Genomic DNA, 17,453 nt, shown 5'->3' with positions numbered 1-17,453 from the left:
TATATATAGTAAATTTAGTGGCTAAAAACGCTATATATAGTAAATTTAGAATCTAAAAACACTTTAATTATCTAATATGGTGAGGTCTATTTCAATCCACTATATTATTTGGCGCTTACTTCTTCTTTATTAATACCTTATTATGATGCTGATGCATTACTATATGTAGTTTTTGATAAAATGACTCTTTTAGTTATTTTCTCTATTATGCTGATGACATGTATAAAATATAAGAAAACAGATGGTATTATACTTTGTTATTTTATTATAGTACTACTAAGGTATCTGATAGCACTATTCTAAAAGAAAAGAGAGTCACAACAATGTGATTCTCTTTTCTTATGATCATACAATACCTAGCTAGATATATCAAAAGATAATAGAATACTAGCATACATATCATCAGCCTTAATACTTAAAGAATAATTCTCATTTAACAAAATTTCATTTATATTCTGTGCAACGATATCCTCATTAATAGACGATGCAGAATAGAATACTTTTAGAATAATTTTATTAGCTGTTTTTACTGATTTTATCATAATAATTTTATCCAAAGCTGTAGTTTGTATACATGAATCAATAGATAAATTCACAAAATATTCAAATAATGTTAATTGAGTAAAATAATCTAAAATATCAAAATCACTATATTTAATTTCAGTTTTGATATTAATGTTATGATTAATGATTCTTGTCAAATTATTATTTATTACATAGTTTAAAATATATGAATTACTATATATTGCATTAAATTCTTTATAGGCTGTATCAGTAAGACTATTAAGTACTGTGGTAGCTTCCGAATATTTTGAATCTTGAACTAATGAATTCAACTGATTACAAGTATGAAGCAGATCATGGAGAAATTCAAAATTATAATTATAATGCTGGGATAGCAATTCAATTTTAGAATCATATAATTCTTCTTTTTGTTTAGCAGCCTGTAATTTATGCTTCATGTTTATTGAATTGATAACAGATATAAAAATTACAAATAATATAATATTAGATATTGCTAATCCTGCAGTTGTTATTAAAATATCAGGATTTGTATTTAACAAACCAAAATAATCATCAGTATTCAATAAGAAAACTATACTTACAATAGGAAAAACAAGTGCAAGCCAAGTGTATTTTGGCAAGTCATCTACTTGAATAAATTCAATAATTTTTACATAAATAAACACAAAACTAGCCAAAATTGCATTAGAGAAGATAGTACCAAGTAAAAAACCATGTGAATAAGTATTACGTGTTACTTCTATAAAAAGAACATTGTTAAAGCAGAAAGCAACTAGTATTTCTGAAATAACCTGTATTAAGAAGAAAGGAACAACAATTAATATTTTTTGGATTATTTTTCCTTCAAATTGGAAAGAAACATAAAGAAAGTATACAATTAATAAGATGATACCTTTTATTGGTGATGCTCCAGTATAATTAATTAAACTTTCAACCAAAATAAAAATAAGTAAAATGAGTAAATATTTACTTTTAGAGTATTTAGACGACAAAAAAGAATTTGCGATATAGCTAATCAAAAGAAATGCAACAATATTAGAAATGATTATCATAACATGTCTTGTAGAAAATCATTGTATTTTTGATTAAATTCTTTTTTATAATGTCTAGAAAGTGGTATTACATCATTATTAACTAAAATAATTTCATTCTTTTTAAATGCACTGATATATTCAAAATTTACTAAATACGCTTTATAAGGATAACTAAAACCGTATTCTTTCAATTTCTCATACCAATACTTCAATGTACAATTAGTCACAGTAGTTTTTCCATCAAGCGCATGTACAATTGATTTTCTATCTATAAATTCAATATACAATATATCTTGAACAAAAATCTTATAAGGACTTATTTTATCGTCATAAATGCTCACAGATTTTTTTATACATTTTTTTATTACTGCTCTCATCTCTAAATTAAATTCAAGTTGATTAATTGGTTTAATAAAATATCTATCCGCATGAATTTTATAACCATCAATCGCATATTTAGAGTAGCTTGTTGTAATAACGATTCTACAATTATGATTTATTGTATTTAATTCTAATCCTAGATCTATTCCTTTTTCATTATGGATTTCCATATCTAAAAAAAGTAAATCTGCTTTAGAGATGTTTTGAATGACCTCTGTTTTACTTTTGCATATATGAGTTTGATAATCTAGGTTTGTTTTTTGAAACAAACCGTTTAAACAAAATAAAAGATGTTCAATGTCTTTTAAATTATCATCATAAATTAATATGTTCATCATGAAGTAAATGCCTCCTAATACTATTGTAACAAATATCGTGATACAATAGAAACATCAATTAATAATGTACATATTCAGTTGGGAGCTACATAAGATGAAGATAGGAATAATAGATGATGATACTCAATTCAGCCAAGTCATAAAGAATAAGATAGAAGAAAATACATGCTTTAGTAAAAGTAGTATTGATGTATTTAATAATGATTTCAAATCACTTCAATTAAAAGATTATGATTATTTGTTTATAGATATTTTATTGATGAAGGATAATGGTATCACTATTGCGAAAAGTATAGATAATAAGAATACACGCATCATATTCATGTCTAATAATGAAACACTTGTTTATGATTGTTTTGATATTGCGCTTTACTTCTTTATAAGAAAAACATCTTATGAAGATGATTTAGAAAGATTATTTATCAAGATAGATAAAGATCAGGCTGAAAACCATAAACAATATCTCGTTGATAAGAAAAACAATCAATACATTAATCTCAAGGATATCATCTATGTTCAATCTCATAGAAATACATGTACCTTTTACACAGAAGATAATGAATATGTTCAATACACAACATTAAAGAAATGTTCTGAAGAGTTATGTTCTAATGTAGCATTCTATAAGATCAACTCATATACCATTATTAATTTTAAATATGTTACTAAAATCAATAATCAAAGTGTGACTCTTATGAACAGCCAAACATTTAATGTCTCTAGAAAATCAAAAGATATTATTGAAAAATACCATGCCTACAGGAGGTACATGCAATGATGAGTTTCTTATATTTTTGTTGTATAGAAGCATTACTGACATGTCTCCTTAGAACAAATAAAACAGCTATTATTATTGCCTCTTTATTGATCAATTGTCTTCTTAGTGTATTTACAAATCATCCACTATTACAGGATCTCTTGTTAATAGAATCTTTATGCTTCTTATTCTATTATTATTCAGATAGGCTGTTATCAGAAATTATCTTCTATCTTTCATTCTTAACTGTTATAAAGAATTTAGTTGTTCTAATACCAATATCCCCTATTGTTTCATTAATCATCTATATTCTTATTATCTCTGCATTCGCTATTATTCAAAAGCTTTATCCTATCGATAATAAGAATCTTTATTGGGGATTACTTATGGCTATATCCTTAAGTACTCTATGTATTTATCATATTCTCTATAATGATTTTCTTAATATATTAGGCATAAACTGTAATCTCATTATTCTTATAACCCTTTTTATTACTATCATTATTTCCTATTACTTATTCCTTAGATATACCAAACTTAATCATGAACAACAGCTTCTTAACCAGGCTATTGATCATTTTAAGAATGATCAACAAAACTATGCCTTCATTGAAAAGAAAAACAATGAACTCTATAAGCTAAGACATGACTTAAAATATGATTACCTTCAGATGAAAGAATATGTAAAAAGAAAAGAATTTGAAAATGTGAATGAGATGATAAACAAAAGAATAGATTCTCTCAACGAGCATAACATGCTGATCATATCTGGTAATAAGCTGTTTGATTCATTTATTAATATGAAATTAGAACAGCTCAAACTCAACAACATTAAACCAGCTATTATTGTATCTATTCAGGATATATCATTTATAGAGGATGAACATTTGAATATCCTTATAAATTATCTGTTTGATATCGCAATAGATTGCATGGAAAATAATGAATTAGAAGTAAAAATAATGGAAGATCAATGTGCCTTTGAAATCACATTGTATATGAATGATGCAAAAGAAAGAATCAATCAAATGAAATATGATACTCTTGTATTAATACTGCATAAATATCATGGAAGCTTACAAGTACAGCATGCTGGTGCATCACTCTATATCTCTACTCTTATACCTGTTTCATGACAGGTATTTTCGTTTATTATCCTCATAAATCGGTCAAACGTCCTCAAGATATTATTTATTTTTTTAAAGGTTGTATGATTGAAATAGGAGGTGCTTTACTATGATTGAGATGAAACATGTAAATATAAATTTTGGTGATCAAGTCATATTCAATGATGCTCATTTTAAAACATGTCCTGGTCGAATCACTGGTATTATTGGTAAAAGTGGATGTGGTAAAACAACATTCCTAAAATCATTATTATACCAGTACAAAGATAATCTTCTTTATGTAGATAATATAGCTATCAATAATTCTAATAAAGAAGATTATCTATTAAACAAGGTGTCTTATATTGATCAATTTGGGACATTCTTTGATAACATGAAAGTATATGAACATTTTGAATTTATTAATCACCTACAAGAAAGCCAATATGATCAAACCAAAATGAATAATATGCTTCATCTAGTAGGATTGGATCTTATAGATCCATCCTGCTATCCTTCTTCTTTATCTATTGGGCAGAGAAAAAGATTCTTAATAGCGTTATCCATGTATAAAGATGCATCCATCATTATTATTGATGAACCGACTGCTTCTTTAGATCAAGAAAATAAAGAAATCGTACTTCAATTACTCGAAAAACTAAAATCAGAAAACAAATATATTATCATTACGACTCACGATGAATATCTAATAAATCATCTAGACATTACTTATAGAATAGAAAATAGAATTCTTGTATGCGATCAAAACATAGATGAAATAAATCAAACTACTCAACTGAAGAAATCAGACATTAATAGTTATCATAAGTACTTCTTCTATAAGAATAAAAGGCAATGGTTTCAGTTTATTCTTGTATTACTTCTAGGTTCTATTATGACGATCTCTATTTCTACTAACGTAAGTGATAGTCTATTACAGGAAAATAAGTTATCAAGTGGTATAAAACAAGCCAATAAAGCAGAATTATATACAGGTAAGATGAATGATTCTTATATTGCGAATGGCGTAGATAGTTATTATATCGGTGATGCAGAGGTAAATCTTGATATAAGTACTGAGGAATTGAATCGTATTAAATCAATCAAACATGTAAAGAGTGTTTATCCATTTGATGTATTTGATACAATCAATCAAATGGAAGATGTGAGTAAAGGTACTGTTTATTATCAAGGAAGTAAAACACAGTTTGATTATTTTCAGGAAGGGAGTCCAATGGTCGTTCCCTATTACTCTTTCCAGAATATTAAAGTAGATGGAAAAGAACTTAAAGGAAATGCAATCAGTCAATCATTGGCAAGAAAGCTAGGCATAGATGAAAAAGAAAAGAACTTTAAAATATCTATAGATGTATATGTTCCAGTCCAACAATATACTTATCAATGTGAAATTGATGATTCTAAAACATTGGGTACTTTATCACAAGTTCTTACTAAGAAAGTAAATCTTGAAATAGAAATCAATCATATTATTTCAACAGATGATTATTATAATGAATTTCTTAGTGCTGGATATGTTGTGCTTATGAATGACAAATCATTCTATACTATTTTAAATCAATACAATAACCAGACTCCTGATAGTTTACTAGATTCCAAAGAATACAATGCAGCTATTACTCCTTATCAAAGTAAAAATTATGTTGTAGAAGTAGACCGTATTAAGAACTTAAAAAGTGTTGAAAAAGAAATATCTCAGATTTCTAATAATTTCATTACTTATGATCAATATAATTCAGTGACAGATATGGTTGATGTCTATAAGGAAGAAAGAAAAGGAAGATATATTTTTATGGCTGTAGTGATATTAATCGCAATATTCCTTTATGTTCTTGTACAAATGAATGCATTGGATGATAGAAAGAATGAAATTAAATTGTTGAAGGTTTATGGTTTAAAGAATCAAACGATTTGTTCTTTAATGAATGATAATATGATTGTACAGTCCATCTTATCTCTATTACTAAGTATTCCTGGTTTCTTTATCGCAAGAAAAATTGGTTTCTTTGTGATTAATCGTCAGTCAATGACTATGAGTTTATTACTATTTATGATTATTCAAATAGGTGTGACTTTAGTTATTTGTTTCTTATATATCTGTTATAGTCAATGGTTTGTAAAGAAGGTGGATTTATGATTGAGATGAAGAATATCAATCTATCTTTTAAGAATCATATATTGTTTAAGAACCAGAATATAAGTATTCCGTCTTCTCAAATTACTGTAATCACTGGTGAAAGTGGTTCTGGTAAATCTACTTTATTATTTGAACTCGCAGGACTAACACATTATTCCAAGAATGAGTTTTATACCGACAGTAATGATTATGGTTTTGTATTTCAGGATTGTAGATTATTTGATGATTTAACAGCAATACAGAATATTCAACTATTTAGTGAGCTTGCTGAAGTTCCATTTCATAAAGATCAAATGATGAAGCTATTGGATGAATTAGATTTAAATATTGATTTAAATGGAAAAGTAGATGTTTTATCTGGTGGTCAAAAACAGAGATTACTTATATTATGCTGTATGATGAAGAATCCGGATATTATCTTTTTAGATGAGCCTACCGCTTATCTAGATACGATCAATAGAGAACATATGAGAAAGATTATTCATGAATTATGTCATAAATATCATAAGACAGTTGTGATTGCGACACATGATATGGGTATGTTGGAGATTGCTGATATACATTACCATATAGAGCACCAGCAAATCATATTAAAGAAAGAATCTTATACAGAGATCAATAAAATAGAACCTAAAGAACATATTCATACAAATCCTGTCACCTATTACTTAAAGGCTGAGAAATCCAATAGAATCCATTATAAAAGAAATATTGTGATAAGTATTATGATGATCATAGTGACATATATGATGTGCTTTCAAGCTTATTATCAAAAAGAAACAGACACTATGATTAATAAAGCAATTGATAATGAATTAAGGATTTCTTATAAAGATGGTGGTAATGCTTATGATATGGGCGGTCAGCCTATTCCTAAAACACTCATTCAAGACATATCCAACAACAGTATGGTTCAAAGTATTCAGCCATTCTTCCAATGGAATGTCTTAAATACGCAGGAGACTATTGTCATACAGCCTTATTATAGGAATATGAAAACATATAAGACTTATACAAAACAATCATTCAGTATTGAGAATAAACAACTCAATACAGATCATGTCTATATTTCTTATTCTCTCTATCAAAAACTAAACAAGAATATCCATATCACAGGTATTCTTCAAATACCTACAAGTAATACCTACACCTTCAACATGATTCCTTTTGAACTCATTAATGCGAATGTCACAGATAAAGATATTCATAACAGATATACAAAAACAACAGAAAACATTATTTATATATCTCCAAAACTGTATCAGATGATAGTAAATCAATATACACAAAACAATACATATCAGTCCAATGTGTATGTCATTAAAGTAAACTCATATAAGAACATCCAATCTGTAACTGAATTTATTAAAAAACATGATTCTGATATAAAGGTCTATAATCCTGTTTCTTCTGCAATATTAAATAAAACAACTACATTTGGATTTGAAATGATACAGCAGTTCTCTATGATTATGTTTATCATGTTTATAAGTACATGTTTTATTATTGGAATATTTGATATTGTTTCTAGACGTTATCAATATGCACTATTATTAGTGAATGGATTGAATAGATTACAATGTCTACAATTAATATTAAAAGAACGATTTTCTTATTGTTTGACATCTACATTACTATCTATGATTTCAGTCCTATCTCTATTCTTCTTCCAATATCATATATTACCTTCTATAATGATAGAACAAGCTATTTCTATCTTAATCCTAATAAATTCTGTTATTCTAATTATTCCTTGTTTGACTTTTCTTGTATTAATGAGATCAAACAACGAAGGAAATCTATTAAAGACAAGTGAGTGATGATCATGAAAAAACTACCCGTTATTATAGTCTCTGTTGGATGTATTATTACCGCTCTTATTGTAAGTATGACTCCTACAGTGAAAGTTGTGAATAATACCACGTATTCTTATTTCAATTATGAACTTCTCGGTATTGGTTTTGCGATTAGTTTATTGCTTGGTATTATCTCCTTATGGTTTATAAAAAGAAAAGGAAACTAATCACATATTAAATTCGGAGGGAAAAACATCCCTCCTTTTCAATACTCAAGTTTTCTGCGTATCTGATATAATTATGGTAACTTACTTAACATTTGTTGATAAGAACAAAAAAATATAAGGACAACCACTTACTGGTTGTCCCATCTTAAAAAAAACTATGACTTATAGAAAAGAATTCTATATTATGAATAAGATATGTTTGATTATTCTTTGTACCTGTCACACTACACCACAATTAGAAGGTACATGGACATGTGAGAAATCTCCATTAGAAATAGACAAAGACTTATCTTTTAACATATATGATGCAGAAGCAGGTAATCTATGAAGACTACTGAAACAGTTCAATATTACTTTAAGAATAATAAACTGTATCTACCACATTAGTGTTCTACAAGAAATAGAAGATTATATCTTCTGTTTTTTTATGCTTTTAACTAAAGCTCCAAACAATACAATAAGTATAACGGCTGAAAGCCAGAACTCTACTTTCATTTCTACAAGTATGAAACCAACTGAAAAGAGACTGATTAATTGATCAAAGTATTCAGAGATGTTATTAAAGACAGGAATCATCATCATAGCACCTGTTTCTATCATGATGATAATTAAGCATAATACAGTAATTACTATATGATTGATATGACATACCTGAATAAAGAAATAAAGGTTAATCACTGCAATAATATTTAATATATGAATCAACTGCCCTTTTGGATTCACAAGATAAGAGAGATATCTTGTACTGAATATAATATAAATAGGAAGATAATAAGACAACATTGTCATGCTTTCTTTATAGTCCCCTATTCTATAGGCAAGATAGAAGATGAGCATTCCTACAATGACATCAATGATTAATCCAATCTTACGATTTCTTCTTTTCTTATAGAGTTTCATCTCTTCTAAAGTAAGAGGTGGAAGATGGTGTTTTTCTCTATTACGATTGAATTCTTCATTCTGTTTCTTAAGTATATCATTCACATAATCATTAGATTGTGATTGTGCTTCTTCACTATAGTAGCTGATTGTATTTTGATGTATATATGTATAATACACTTGATAGAGAGTACCGATAATAAGAAGAACTATACTAATAATAAGAGGAATCATATAAGGAACTGAAATAGACGGTAATATGAATACAAGAGCCAATACAATATAATCTAGTAGAATATTATATCGCTTATTTTTCATAATAAGATCAATAAGAATAATCAGGATCATTGCTTCTACAACCTTTCCGCCTGCCTGAGATGTTGGGTTAAGAATCAAATAGAATACATAGTTCCATAAGAAGATGGTGTATCTAAAGAAACTATTGATACATGTGGTTTTCTTTCCTTGATCATGGAAATAGTTTTTAATGAATGTATCATGATTTTCCTTAATAAGTGTATCTAATTCTTTATGGTTCATCTGTGCTGTGATTAATAGATCTAACAAGCTCATAAGTATATCATTCGCATAGAATCCTGGATAATGTCTCTCTTGTGCATATTGATATGCCTTGTCATAGAATGCCTGATAGTCTCCTGTTAATTGATTTCTTAATGTGTTATATTGTGCAATCATTCTTTATCCTCCAAAATCTTTTCTACAATACCTGTTATCTTATAATAAGAATGTTTAAATTCTCTCAAATGGACTAATCCTTCATCCGTAATCTTATAGTATTTTCTATAGGGTCCAGCTTCTGATTTCACCTGTCTACATGATAAATATCCCTTCTTAGACAAACGTGTTAATATCGGATAGAAGGTCCCTTCTCCTACATTCTCAAAGCCATACTTTTCTAGTTCTAATAATAGTTCATAACCATAAGTTTCCTTATGACTAATAAGAGTAAGAATACATCCTTCCAACATTCCTTTCATCAATTGTGTATCCATTATGTCACCTACTTTGCAATACAAAGTATATACTACTTGGTTATACAAAGTAAAGAAATAAAAAAAGTTCTTAAGTGTTTCTTAATTTCCACACAAATTACACATATTAGATATATAATACAAAATTGTTGAAGATATAAAGTTGAGGTAGAATAGAAATGAAAAAACGTCATTTAAGAAAGAGGGCATATGTCCTATTAGGCTGTATTGTCGTTTTAGTGCTTGGTCTAGGCATTTATTTTATGACACGTCCAGCTGTTAGCTTTAATGAAAGTACACAGGATATTGAAATCAATAGTACTTACAATCCTATGTCTTTTATTAAAAAAGTAAGAGGTAATAAGAGTGATGTGACTGTAGATAATTCTAAAGTTAACGTCAAAAAACTTGGAAAGTATAAGATTACTTATACATTAAACAAGAAGAACTATGTATTAAATGTAGAAGTTGTAGATACTAAGAAGCCTACATTTAAAGTAGTGAATAAGGCAGTAGAAGTAGGTACTAAAGTTAAAGCAAGTGAATTTGTGACTGATATTAAAGATGAAACAAAGACTAAGACTTACTTTAAGAAGAATGTATCTTTTGATAAAGAAGGTACACAGAAAGTAACTGTTGTTGTAGAAGATCAGGGTGGTAATAAGACTGAAAAAGAAGTGACTGTGAAAGCTGTAAAGGATACTAAAGCGCCATTACTTGCAGGTCTTCAGAATTATGATACTACTGTAGGTTCTAATATTGATTTCATGAAAGGTATTACTGTAGAAGATGATTTTGATAAGAATCCTAAGGTATCTGTAGATAGCAGCAAAGTAGATTTTGGAAAAGCAGGTACTTATAAAGTAATCTATACAACTAAAGATAAGTCTGGTAATGAAAGAAAGTATACACAGACTGTTATTGTGAATAATCCACGTCCTGCCAATGCAATCGCACCAAGTGGTGAAAAGGTTGTTTATCTTACATTTGATGATGGACCTTCTCAGAATACTCAGCGTGTGTTAGATATTCTTGATAGATATCATGCGAAAGCAACATTCTTTGTGACTGGTAATGGTCAGAAATATAATTACTTAATTCAGGAAGCACATAAGAGAGGTAATACTATAGCACTTCATACTTATTGTCATGATTATCGTACTGTTTATGCTTCTACTGATGCTTACTTTAATGATTTAAATAAAGTAGGTGATATGGTTAAGGGTCTTATTGGATTTACTCCTCGTTATATTAGATTTCCTGGAGGAAGTTCTAATACAGTTTCTAGACATTATTCTGCAGGTATTATGAGTAATCTTACTAGAATGGTACAGGAAAAGGGTTATCAGTATTATGACTGGAATGTCAGCAGTGGAGATGCATCAGGTAATAATGTCCCTACTGCAAGACTTATTGCGAACGCAACAGCTTCTCGTAATAATCAGATTATGATCTTATTCCATGATACAGCTGCAAAGAATACAACTGTAGAAGCATTACCTAAAGTTATTGAACATTATCAGAGCCTTGGTTATACATTCAAGGGTATTGATGATACTACATTTACACCTCATCAAAGAGTATTAAACTAAAAGCCTCATTCGAGGCTTTTTTCTCATGCGTCCATAGTTCATCAAAATGCACCTATTCTCAATAATACATTTAGAAACAACATTACTTATTATAAAGGGTGATAATAGTGATATTTATGCGAAAAGAAAGCATAAAAGATTATCCCCTCCGATAAAGCCTACTCAATGTAGGCTTTTTCTTTTGGTATCCTATATTTTTTGTTTATTATTCACATTTTCATGATATAATTTTTTCGAAAAAACATACTGAATAATATCGTAAGGAGATTTGTTTTGAAGAAAAGAATTATTTCAATTGTTTGTCTATTTTTACTCATCTCATTATTACCTGGATGTTCTTCAGATAAAGAAGAAGAGTCTGATGCGATTATTGTGAATGATCAGCTAGGACGTCAGATTACAATTAAAGACCAAGTAAAACGTGTCGTGAGCACTTCATATATAACAACTTCTACATGCCTCGCATTAGGAGTAAATGATCAGTTAGTTGGTATAGAAAAGAATGCTTCTTCTAGAAGCATTTATCAAAACGCTGATCCTGATTTATTAGAACTACCTCAGGTAGGATGTGATGTCAGTCTTATCGCAAAGACAGCCCCTGATGTAGTATTTATGATGAAAGAGAATAAGAATCTTATTGAGGATTTTGAAGAAAGACATATTAAAGTTATTGTGGTTGATCCTTCTAGTGAGAAGAAGTATGATGCCATGGTTTCACTTATTGCGAAAGTTTGTGGTAAACAAAACAATGCGAAGAAGTTAAAGAACTACTATAGTACTAAAAAGAGTAAGATGAATAGTTTAGGCACTTCTAATAAGCATGTTTATATTGCTTCAAAAGAGTCTATTTATAGACCTGTCACACCTTCTATGTTTCAAAGTACTATACTAGACATGGCGCATGTGAAAAATGCTGCAACGAGTATTAAAGGTGTAGACTACCCTACTATTGCGTTAGAAACATTATTAACTTTAAACCCAGATATGGTGATCATGCCTCGTAATGCTTCTTATTCAAAAGATTCTATTTATAACTATGAATTCTTCTCATCACTTGATATAGTGAAGAACAAGAAGATTTATATTATGCCTGAAGTGGTTGAATCATGGATGGATCCTGTTCCTTCTCATATTCTTGCATCACTCTGGCTATCATATGTACTTCATCCTCATGATTATACATATGAGAATTATAAAAAGGATGTAATAGATTTTTATAAAGAATTTTATGATTTTAGTCTTGATGAAACACTTATCACAAAATAGAAAGGATAGAAAAAGATGTTAAATATTCAGGAATATGTAAGACCTCAGTCGCTTGAGGAAGCTTATGAACTCGTTCAGAACAGAAAAAACATTATTGTAGGTGGTATGTTATGGTTGAAGATGATGAATAGATCAGTTGAAAAGGCAATTGATTTATGTGATCTTCATTTAGATACTATCGAAGAAGATGATGAACAGTTTACTATTGGTGCAATGGTGACATTACGTCAGTTAGAAACTCATGCAGGATTAAATGCTTATACACATGATGCAATGAAACATAGTGTAGAACATATTATTGGTGTGCAGTTTAGAAACTGTGCGACTGTAGGAGGTTCTATTTTTGGTCGTTATGGTTTCTCTGATGTATTATCTATGTTTATGGGATTAGATGCTTATGTAGAATTATATAACGGTGGTATTGTACCTATGAGAGAGTTTGCTTGGATGCGTCCTTCTCTTGATATTCTTGTACGTGTTATTGTAAAGAAGACACCTATTAAGGTTTGTTATAAGTCACAGAGAAATGTAAGTACTGATTTCCCTGTTCTTACTTGTTGTGCAAGTTATATGAATGATACTTATTCTGTAGTAATTGGTGGTCGTCCTTTAAAGGCAATTGCTTATGAGAAACAGATGGAATTAAATGATGAGTCTATTGAAGCTTTTATTGAAGAAGTATCTTCTGAAATCAAACTTGGAAGCAATAACTTAGGTAGTGCAGAATATCGTCAGAAACTTGTAAAGGTTCTTATGAGACGTTCATTAAAGGAATTGGAGGCACAGTAAGATGGAAATTACAATTACATTAAATGGAAAAACAATAACTCGTAGTATTTTACCTGATACTCTTCTTATTGATTTTGTAAGAAGTGAGCATTGTCTTAGTGTTAAAAGAGGCTGTGATACAAGTAACTGTGGATTATGTACAGTATTATTAGACAATAAACCAGTTCTTTCTTGTAGTGTTCTTGCAGCAAGAGCTGCAGGTCATGAAGTGACTACTTTAGAAGGACTACAGGAAAAAGCAAGACCTCTTGCTGAATTTATTGCTGATCAGGGGGCTGAACAGTGTGGTTTCTGTAATCCTGGATTTATGATGAATACAATCGCATTACTAGAAGAAAATAAAGATCCTAGTGATGATGAAATCAGAGCATTCTTATCTGGTAACCTTTGTCGTTGTTCTGGTTATGAAGGACAATTAAGAGGTATTAGAAACTATATTAATTACTGCAAGGAAAATGGAAAGGAAGTGTTAGGATGAGTCAGGAATTAAAACAGGTTAATAAACCTATAAGAAAAAAAGATGCAATGAACCTATTATTAGGTAAACCTGTCTATGTTGATGATGTAACACCTCATGACTGTTTAATTGTAAAGCTTGTTCATTCTCCTCATGCTAATGCATTAATTGAGAGTATTGATACAGAAGCAGCTAAGGCAGTAGATACAATTGAAGCTGTTTATACTTATAAAGATGTGCCTCAGAAACGTTTTACTATGGCTGGTCAGACTTATCCAGAACCTAGTCCTTATGACCGCTTGATCTTAGATCAAAGAGTAAGATTCGTAGGTGATCCAGTTGCGATTGTTGCTGGTTATGATGAAAAGAAAGTAGATGAAGCATTAAAGCTTATTAAAGTAAAATATCAGGTAGAAGAAGCAGTATTAGACTTTAGAACTGCTAAGGATAATCCTATTCTTGTACATCCTGAAGATAACTGGAAAGCATTATGTCCTGTAGGGGCAGATAATAAGCGTAACTTAGTAGCCACTGCAGATGAAACACATGGTGATCTAGAAGAAGTATTTAAATCATGTGATCATGTGATTGAACGTACTTATCATGTTCCTGCAGTCAATCAGGCAATGATGGAAACATTCAGAACTTATTGTGAAATTGATACTTATGGTCGTTTACATGTTATTAGTTCTACACAGATTGTCTTCCATGCACGTCGTATTCTTGCGAATGCTTTAGATATTCCTAAGTCTATGATTCGTGTTGAAAAACCTCGTATTGGTGGTGGCTTTGGTGCAAAGCAGTCACTTGTGACTGAAATCTACCCTGCATTTGTTACATGGATGACTAAGAAACCATCTAAGCTTATTTATACACGTACTGAATCTCAGATTGCAGGTAGTCCACGTCATGAAATGGAAGTCACTACTAAAGTGGGTGCTATGAATGATGGTACTATTCGTGCCATTGATGTATATACATTATCTAACTCTGGTGCCTTTGGTGAACATGGTCCTACAACTGTAGGTTTATCAGGTCATAAGTCTATTCCTCTTTATACAAATAATCTAGAAGCATTCCGCTTCCATTATGATGTTGTTTACACAAATAGATTATCTTCTGGTGCATATCGTGGATATGGTGCGACTCAGGGTATTTATGCATTAGAAACATGTGTCAATGAATTAGCTGATATTCTACATATGGATCCAGTAGAAATCAGAGAAAAGAACATGGTACGTCAGGGTCAGAAGATGGATGCCTACTATGGTGAAATCGCTGATAGCTGTGCATTAGATAAGTGTATGGAACGTGCTAAGAAAGAATTTGACTGGGAAAACCGTAAGACTCCTACTGTAATGCCTGATGGTCGTATTAAGGCAGCAGGTGTTGCCATGGCAATGCAGGGATCAGGTATCTCTGGTGTCGATGTTGGATCTGCTACATTAAAGTTAAATGATGATGGTTCTTATATGTTAAGCATTGGTGCTGCAGATATGGGTACTGGATGTGATACTATTCTTGCCCAGATGGCTGCAGAAGAATTAGAATGTGATGTAGACAATATCGTTGTCTTTGGTGCAGATACTGATGCTTCTCCATATGATTCTGGTTCTTATGCTTCTAGTACAACTTATGTTACTGGTATGGCTGTAAGAAAAGCGAGTGAAGAGCTCAAAGAGAACATGATGAAGATTGCTGCTAATAAGTGGGAATGTGATCCTGAATCATTAGTATTTACTGGCAATACAATTGATAATCCAGCTACAAATGAATCATTTACACATATGGATATTGCAACATTCTCTCAGTGTGGTAATACAGTTCCTATCCAGGTAACATGCACTCATTCCTCTAAAATTTCTCCACCACCATATATGGTAGGTATGGCAGAAATTGCATTAGATAAAGAAACAGGTTCTGTAGAAATACTAGATTATGTAGCTGTTGTAGACTGTGGTACTGTAGTAAATACTAATCTTGCAACTGTACAGACTGAAGGTGGTCTTGTACAGGGTATCGGTATGGCATTATCAGAAAGTATTACTTATTCACCTAAGGGTGGTTTAACTGAAAATAACTTCATGACTTATAAGATTCCTACAAGACTTGATATGGGGCATTTACGTGTTTATTTTGAAAGCAGTTATGAAAAGACAGGTCCATTTGGTGCAAAGTCTATTGGTGAATGTGTCATCAATACACCAGCCCCAGCCTTATGTGCTGCCATCCACAGTGCATGTGGTGCATGGGTGAGAGACCTTCCAATGACACCTGAAAAGATTGTCATGGCTATCGATGAATAAAACATATATTATATATCTTGCATCAGGAAACAGCAGACGTTTTAAAGGAAACAAACTGCTGTTTCCTTTTCAAAATAAACCGTTATATCAACATGCATTAGATCTCATATTAAAGGAATATGATCATGTGATTGTCGTATCACAATATGATGAGATACTACAATATGCGTCTCAAAGAGGCGCTCTGGGTATTTTATGTTTAGAGAGTATTCATGGTATCTCTTATTCTATTAAGGCCGCTGTGAGCTATTTAAATACGTTAGAGAAGCCATTTAGAATGATCTTCATGGTCGCTGATCAGCCTTATATTTCTATGAATACTATAGATAAACTGATGCATACAAAGCATAAACTTGCCAGTTGTGCCTATGAAGATAAAGTAGGCAATCCTACTCTATTTGATAGCTCTTATATTCCTGAGTTACTTCTATTAAAAGAAGATCAAGGTGGAAGAAAGGTATTAAATAAGCATCCTGATGAAGTAGAATATATACAAGTAGAGAATATAAGAGAACTCTATGATATAGATTATCAAGAAGACCTGAAGCAACTACAATAGTTGCTTTTTTTCATGCATGAAAAAAAGTCCCTCTTTCGAGAGACTTAAGTGTTACATATGTTTCTTTGCAAAGTTCCAAGTATCTCTGCACATATCATCAAGTGTCTTTTCAGCCACCCATCCTAACTGTTCTTTTGCACGAGTAGGATCTGCATAACATGTTGCAATATCACCTGCACGTCTTGGCTTGATTTCATAAGGAATCTTGATTCCATTAACTCTTTCAAATGCCTTAACGATTTCTAATACGCTATATCCTTTACCTGTTCCTAGGTTACAGATATGAACACCTGG

At 30.5% G+C, this 17,453-nt stretch carries 17 protein-coding genes; 12 read left to right on the top strand and 5 right to left on the bottom strand.

Translation table 11 applies throughout. The annotated features are described in order from the left end of the window. Nucleotides 1-356 precede the first annotated feature (356 nt). Nucleotides 357-1,577: a hypothetical protein gene (locus H8909_RS10450; protein WP_187012793.1), complete on the bottom strand. Its 1,221-nt coding sequence runs from the start codon at nucleotides 1,575-1,577 to the stop codon at nucleotides 357-359. Continuing rightward, nucleotides 1,574-2,278: a LytR/AlgR family response regulator transcription factor gene (locus tag H8909_RS10445; RefSeq protein WP_187012792.1), complete on the bottom strand. Its 705-nt coding sequence runs from the start codon at nucleotides 2,276-2,278 to the stop codon at nucleotides 1,574-1,576. Before H8909_RS10445 ends, H8909_RS10450 begins: the two co-directional genes overlap by 4 nt. Nucleotides 2,279-2,372: 94 nt before the next feature. Between H8909_RS10445 and H8909_RS10440 the strand changes: the two genes are divergently transcribed. From H8909_RS10440 to H8909_RS10415, 6 genes are all read left to right on the top strand, one after another. After that, entirely contained in the window at nucleotides 2,373-3,056 is a 684-nt protein-coding gene (locus H8909_RS10440) for a LytR/AlgR family response regulator transcription factor (protein ID WP_187012791.1), read from the top strand. Next, nucleotides 3,053-4,171, top strand: a complete 1,119-nt coding sequence (locus H8909_RS10435) for a hypothetical protein (RefSeq protein ID WP_187012790.1) — start codon at nucleotides 3,053-3,055, stop codon at nucleotides 4,169-4,171. The genes H8909_RS10440 and H8909_RS10435 overlap by 4 nt, the downstream gene beginning before the upstream one ends. 100 nt (nucleotides 4,172-4,271) lie before the next feature. After that, nucleotides 4,272-6,296, top strand: coding sequence for an ATP-binding cassette domain-containing protein (locus H8909_RS10430; protein ID WP_187012789.1), 2,025 nt, complete (start codon nucleotides 4,272-4,274; stop codon nucleotides 6,294-6,296). Continuing rightward, a complete protein-coding gene (locus H8909_RS10425) occupies nucleotides 6,293-8,116 on the top strand; it encodes an ATP-binding cassette domain-containing protein (RefSeq protein WP_187012788.1) in 1,824 nt (607 codons plus the stop codon). The genes H8909_RS10430 and H8909_RS10425 overlap by 4 nt, the downstream gene beginning before the upstream one ends. Before the next feature lie 5 nt (nucleotides 8,117-8,121). Beyond that, entirely contained in the window at nucleotides 8,122-8,319 is a 198-nt protein-coding gene (locus H8909_RS10420; RefSeq protein ID WP_117458962.1) for a hypothetical protein, read from the top strand. 184 nt (nucleotides 8,320-8,503) lie between these two features. Then, nucleotides 8,504-8,647 (top strand): hypothetical protein, encoded by a 144-nt coding sequence (locus H8909_RS10415; protein WP_158546315.1) that lies wholly within the window; start codon nucleotides 8,504-8,506, stop codon nucleotides 8,645-8,647. 80 nt (nucleotides 8,648-8,727) lie between these two features. Here H8909_RS10415 and H8909_RS10410 read toward each other — a convergent pair whose 3' ends face one another. Continuing rightward, entirely contained in the window at nucleotides 8,728-9,894 is a 1,167-nt protein-coding gene (locus tag H8909_RS10410) for a hypothetical protein (protein WP_187012787.1), read from the bottom strand. Continuing rightward, nucleotides 9,891-10,211: a PadR family transcriptional regulator gene (locus H8909_RS10405; protein WP_187012786.1), complete on the bottom strand. Its 321-nt coding sequence runs from the start codon at nucleotides 10,209-10,211 to the stop codon at nucleotides 9,891-9,893. Before H8909_RS10405 ends, H8909_RS10410 begins: the two co-directional genes overlap by 4 nt. Nucleotides 10,212-10,369: 158 nt before the next feature. Between H8909_RS10405 and H8909_RS10400 the strand changes: the two genes are divergently transcribed. The 6 genes from H8909_RS10400 to H8909_RS10375 all read left to right on the top strand — a co-directional run bounded on the left by H8909_RS10400 (nucleotide 10,370) and on the right by H8909_RS10375 (nucleotide 17,159). Beyond that, on the top strand, nucleotides 10,370-11,782 hold the full coding sequence (locus H8909_RS10400) for a polysaccharide deacetylase family protein (protein ID WP_187012785.1): 1,413 nt from the start codon (nucleotides 10,370-10,372) through the stop codon (nucleotides 11,780-11,782). 273 nt (nucleotides 11,783-12,055) lie between these two features. Next, complete coding sequence (locus H8909_RS10395) at nucleotides 12,056-13,048, top strand: ABC transporter substrate-binding protein (protein ID WP_187012784.1); 993 nt, start codon at nucleotides 12,056-12,058, stop codon at nucleotides 13,046-13,048. Between the two features lie 15 nt (nucleotides 13,049-13,063). Beyond that, nucleotides 13,064-13,837 (top strand): FAD binding domain-containing protein, encoded by a 774-nt coding sequence (locus H8909_RS10390; protein WP_022424979.1) that lies wholly within the window; start codon nucleotides 13,064-13,066, stop codon nucleotides 13,835-13,837. 1 nt (nucleotide 13,838) lies between these two features. After that, nucleotides 13,839-14,315, top strand: coding sequence for a (2Fe-2S)-binding protein (locus H8909_RS10385; RefSeq protein WP_187012783.1), 477 nt, complete (start codon nucleotides 13,839-13,841; stop codon nucleotides 14,313-14,315). Beyond that, entirely contained in the window at nucleotides 14,312-16,600 is a 2,289-nt protein-coding gene (locus H8909_RS10380; RefSeq protein WP_022424981.1) for a xanthine dehydrogenase family protein molybdopterin-binding subunit, read from the top strand. The genes H8909_RS10385 and H8909_RS10380 overlap by 4 nt, the downstream gene beginning before the upstream one ends. After that, a complete protein-coding gene (locus H8909_RS10375; protein WP_187012782.1) occupies nucleotides 16,593-17,159 on the top strand; it encodes a nucleotidyltransferase family protein in 567 nt (188 codons plus the stop codon). Before H8909_RS10380 ends, H8909_RS10375 begins: the two co-directional genes overlap by 8 nt. Before the next feature lie 51 nt (nucleotides 17,160-17,210). Here the strand turns inward: H8909_RS10375 and H8909_RS10370 are convergent. Beyond that, on the bottom strand, nucleotides 17,211-17,453 hold a 243-nt coding region (locus H8909_RS10370; RefSeq protein ID WP_187012584.1), incomplete at its 5' end, for a GDP-mannose 4,6-dehydratase.

Origin of the sequence: Catenibacterium faecis, assembly GCF_014306455.1 — a bacterium.
Classification (GTDB): Bacteria; Bacillota_I; Bacilli_A; order Erysipelotrichales; family Coprobacillaceae; genus Catenibacterium; species Catenibacterium mitsuoka_A.
The sequence above is the reverse complement of the archived record's forward strand: the minus strand, read 5'-3'. Positions and strand labels throughout refer to the sequence as shown.

What these genes read in the sequence shown, in the direction of transcription:
- H8909_RS10380 (WP_022424981.1), top strand. Translation starts at nt 14,312, where the DNA reads ATGAGTCAGGAATTAAAACAGGTTAATAAACCTATAAGAAAAAAAGAT.
- H8909_RS10390 (WP_022424979.1), top strand. Translation starts at nt 13,064, where the DNA reads ATGTTAAATATTCAGGAATATGTAAGACCTCAGTCGCTTGAGGAAGCT.
- H8909_RS10440 (WP_187012791.1), top strand. Translation starts at nt 2,373, where the DNA reads ATGAAGATAGGAATAATAGATGATGATACTCAATTCAGCCAAGTCATA.
- H8909_RS10400 (WP_187012785.1), top strand. Translation starts at nt 10,370, where the DNA reads ATGAAAAAACGTCATTTAAGAAAGAGGGCATATGTCCTATTAGGCTGT.
- H8909_RS10375 (WP_187012782.1), top strand. Translation starts at nt 16,593, where the DNA reads ATGAATAAAACATATATTATATATCTTGCATCAGGAAACAGCAGACGT.
- H8909_RS10420 (WP_117458962.1), top strand. Translation starts at nt 8,122, where the DNA reads ATGAAAAAACTACCCGTTATTATAGTCTCTGTTGGATGTATTATTACC.
- H8909_RS10435 (WP_187012790.1), top strand. Translation starts at nt 3,053, where the DNA reads ATGATGAGTTTCTTATATTTTTGTTGTATAGAAGCATTACTGACATGT.
- H8909_RS10430 (WP_187012789.1), top strand. Translation starts at nt 4,272, where the DNA reads ATGATTGAGATGAAACATGTAAATATAAATTTTGGTGATCAAGTCATA.
- H8909_RS10410 (WP_187012787.1), bottom strand. Translation starts at nt 9,894, where the DNA reads ATGATTGCACAATATAACACATTAAGAAATCAATTAACAGGAGACTAT.
- H8909_RS10450 (WP_187012793.1), bottom strand. Translation starts at nt 1,577, where the DNA reads ATGATAATCATTTCTAATATTGTTGCATTTCTTTTGATTAGCTATATC.
- H8909_RS10445 (WP_187012792.1), bottom strand. Translation starts at nt 2,278, where the DNA reads ATGATGAACATATTAATTTATGATGATAATTTAAAAGACATTGAACAT.
- H8909_RS10405 (WP_187012786.1), bottom strand. Translation starts at nt 10,211, where the DNA reads ATGGATACACAATTGATGAAAGGAATGTTGGAAGGATGTATTCTTACT.
- H8909_RS10385 (WP_187012783.1), top strand. Translation starts at nt 13,839, where the DNA reads ATGGAAATTACAATTACATTAAATGGAAAAACAATAACTCGTAGTATT.
- H8909_RS10425 (WP_187012788.1), top strand. Translation starts at nt 6,293, where the DNA reads ATGATTGAGATGAAGAATATCAATCTATCTTTTAAGAATCATATATTG.
- H8909_RS10415 (WP_158546315.1), top strand. Translation starts at nt 8,504, where the DNA reads ATGAATAAGATATGTTTGATTATTCTTTGTACCTGTCACACTACACCA.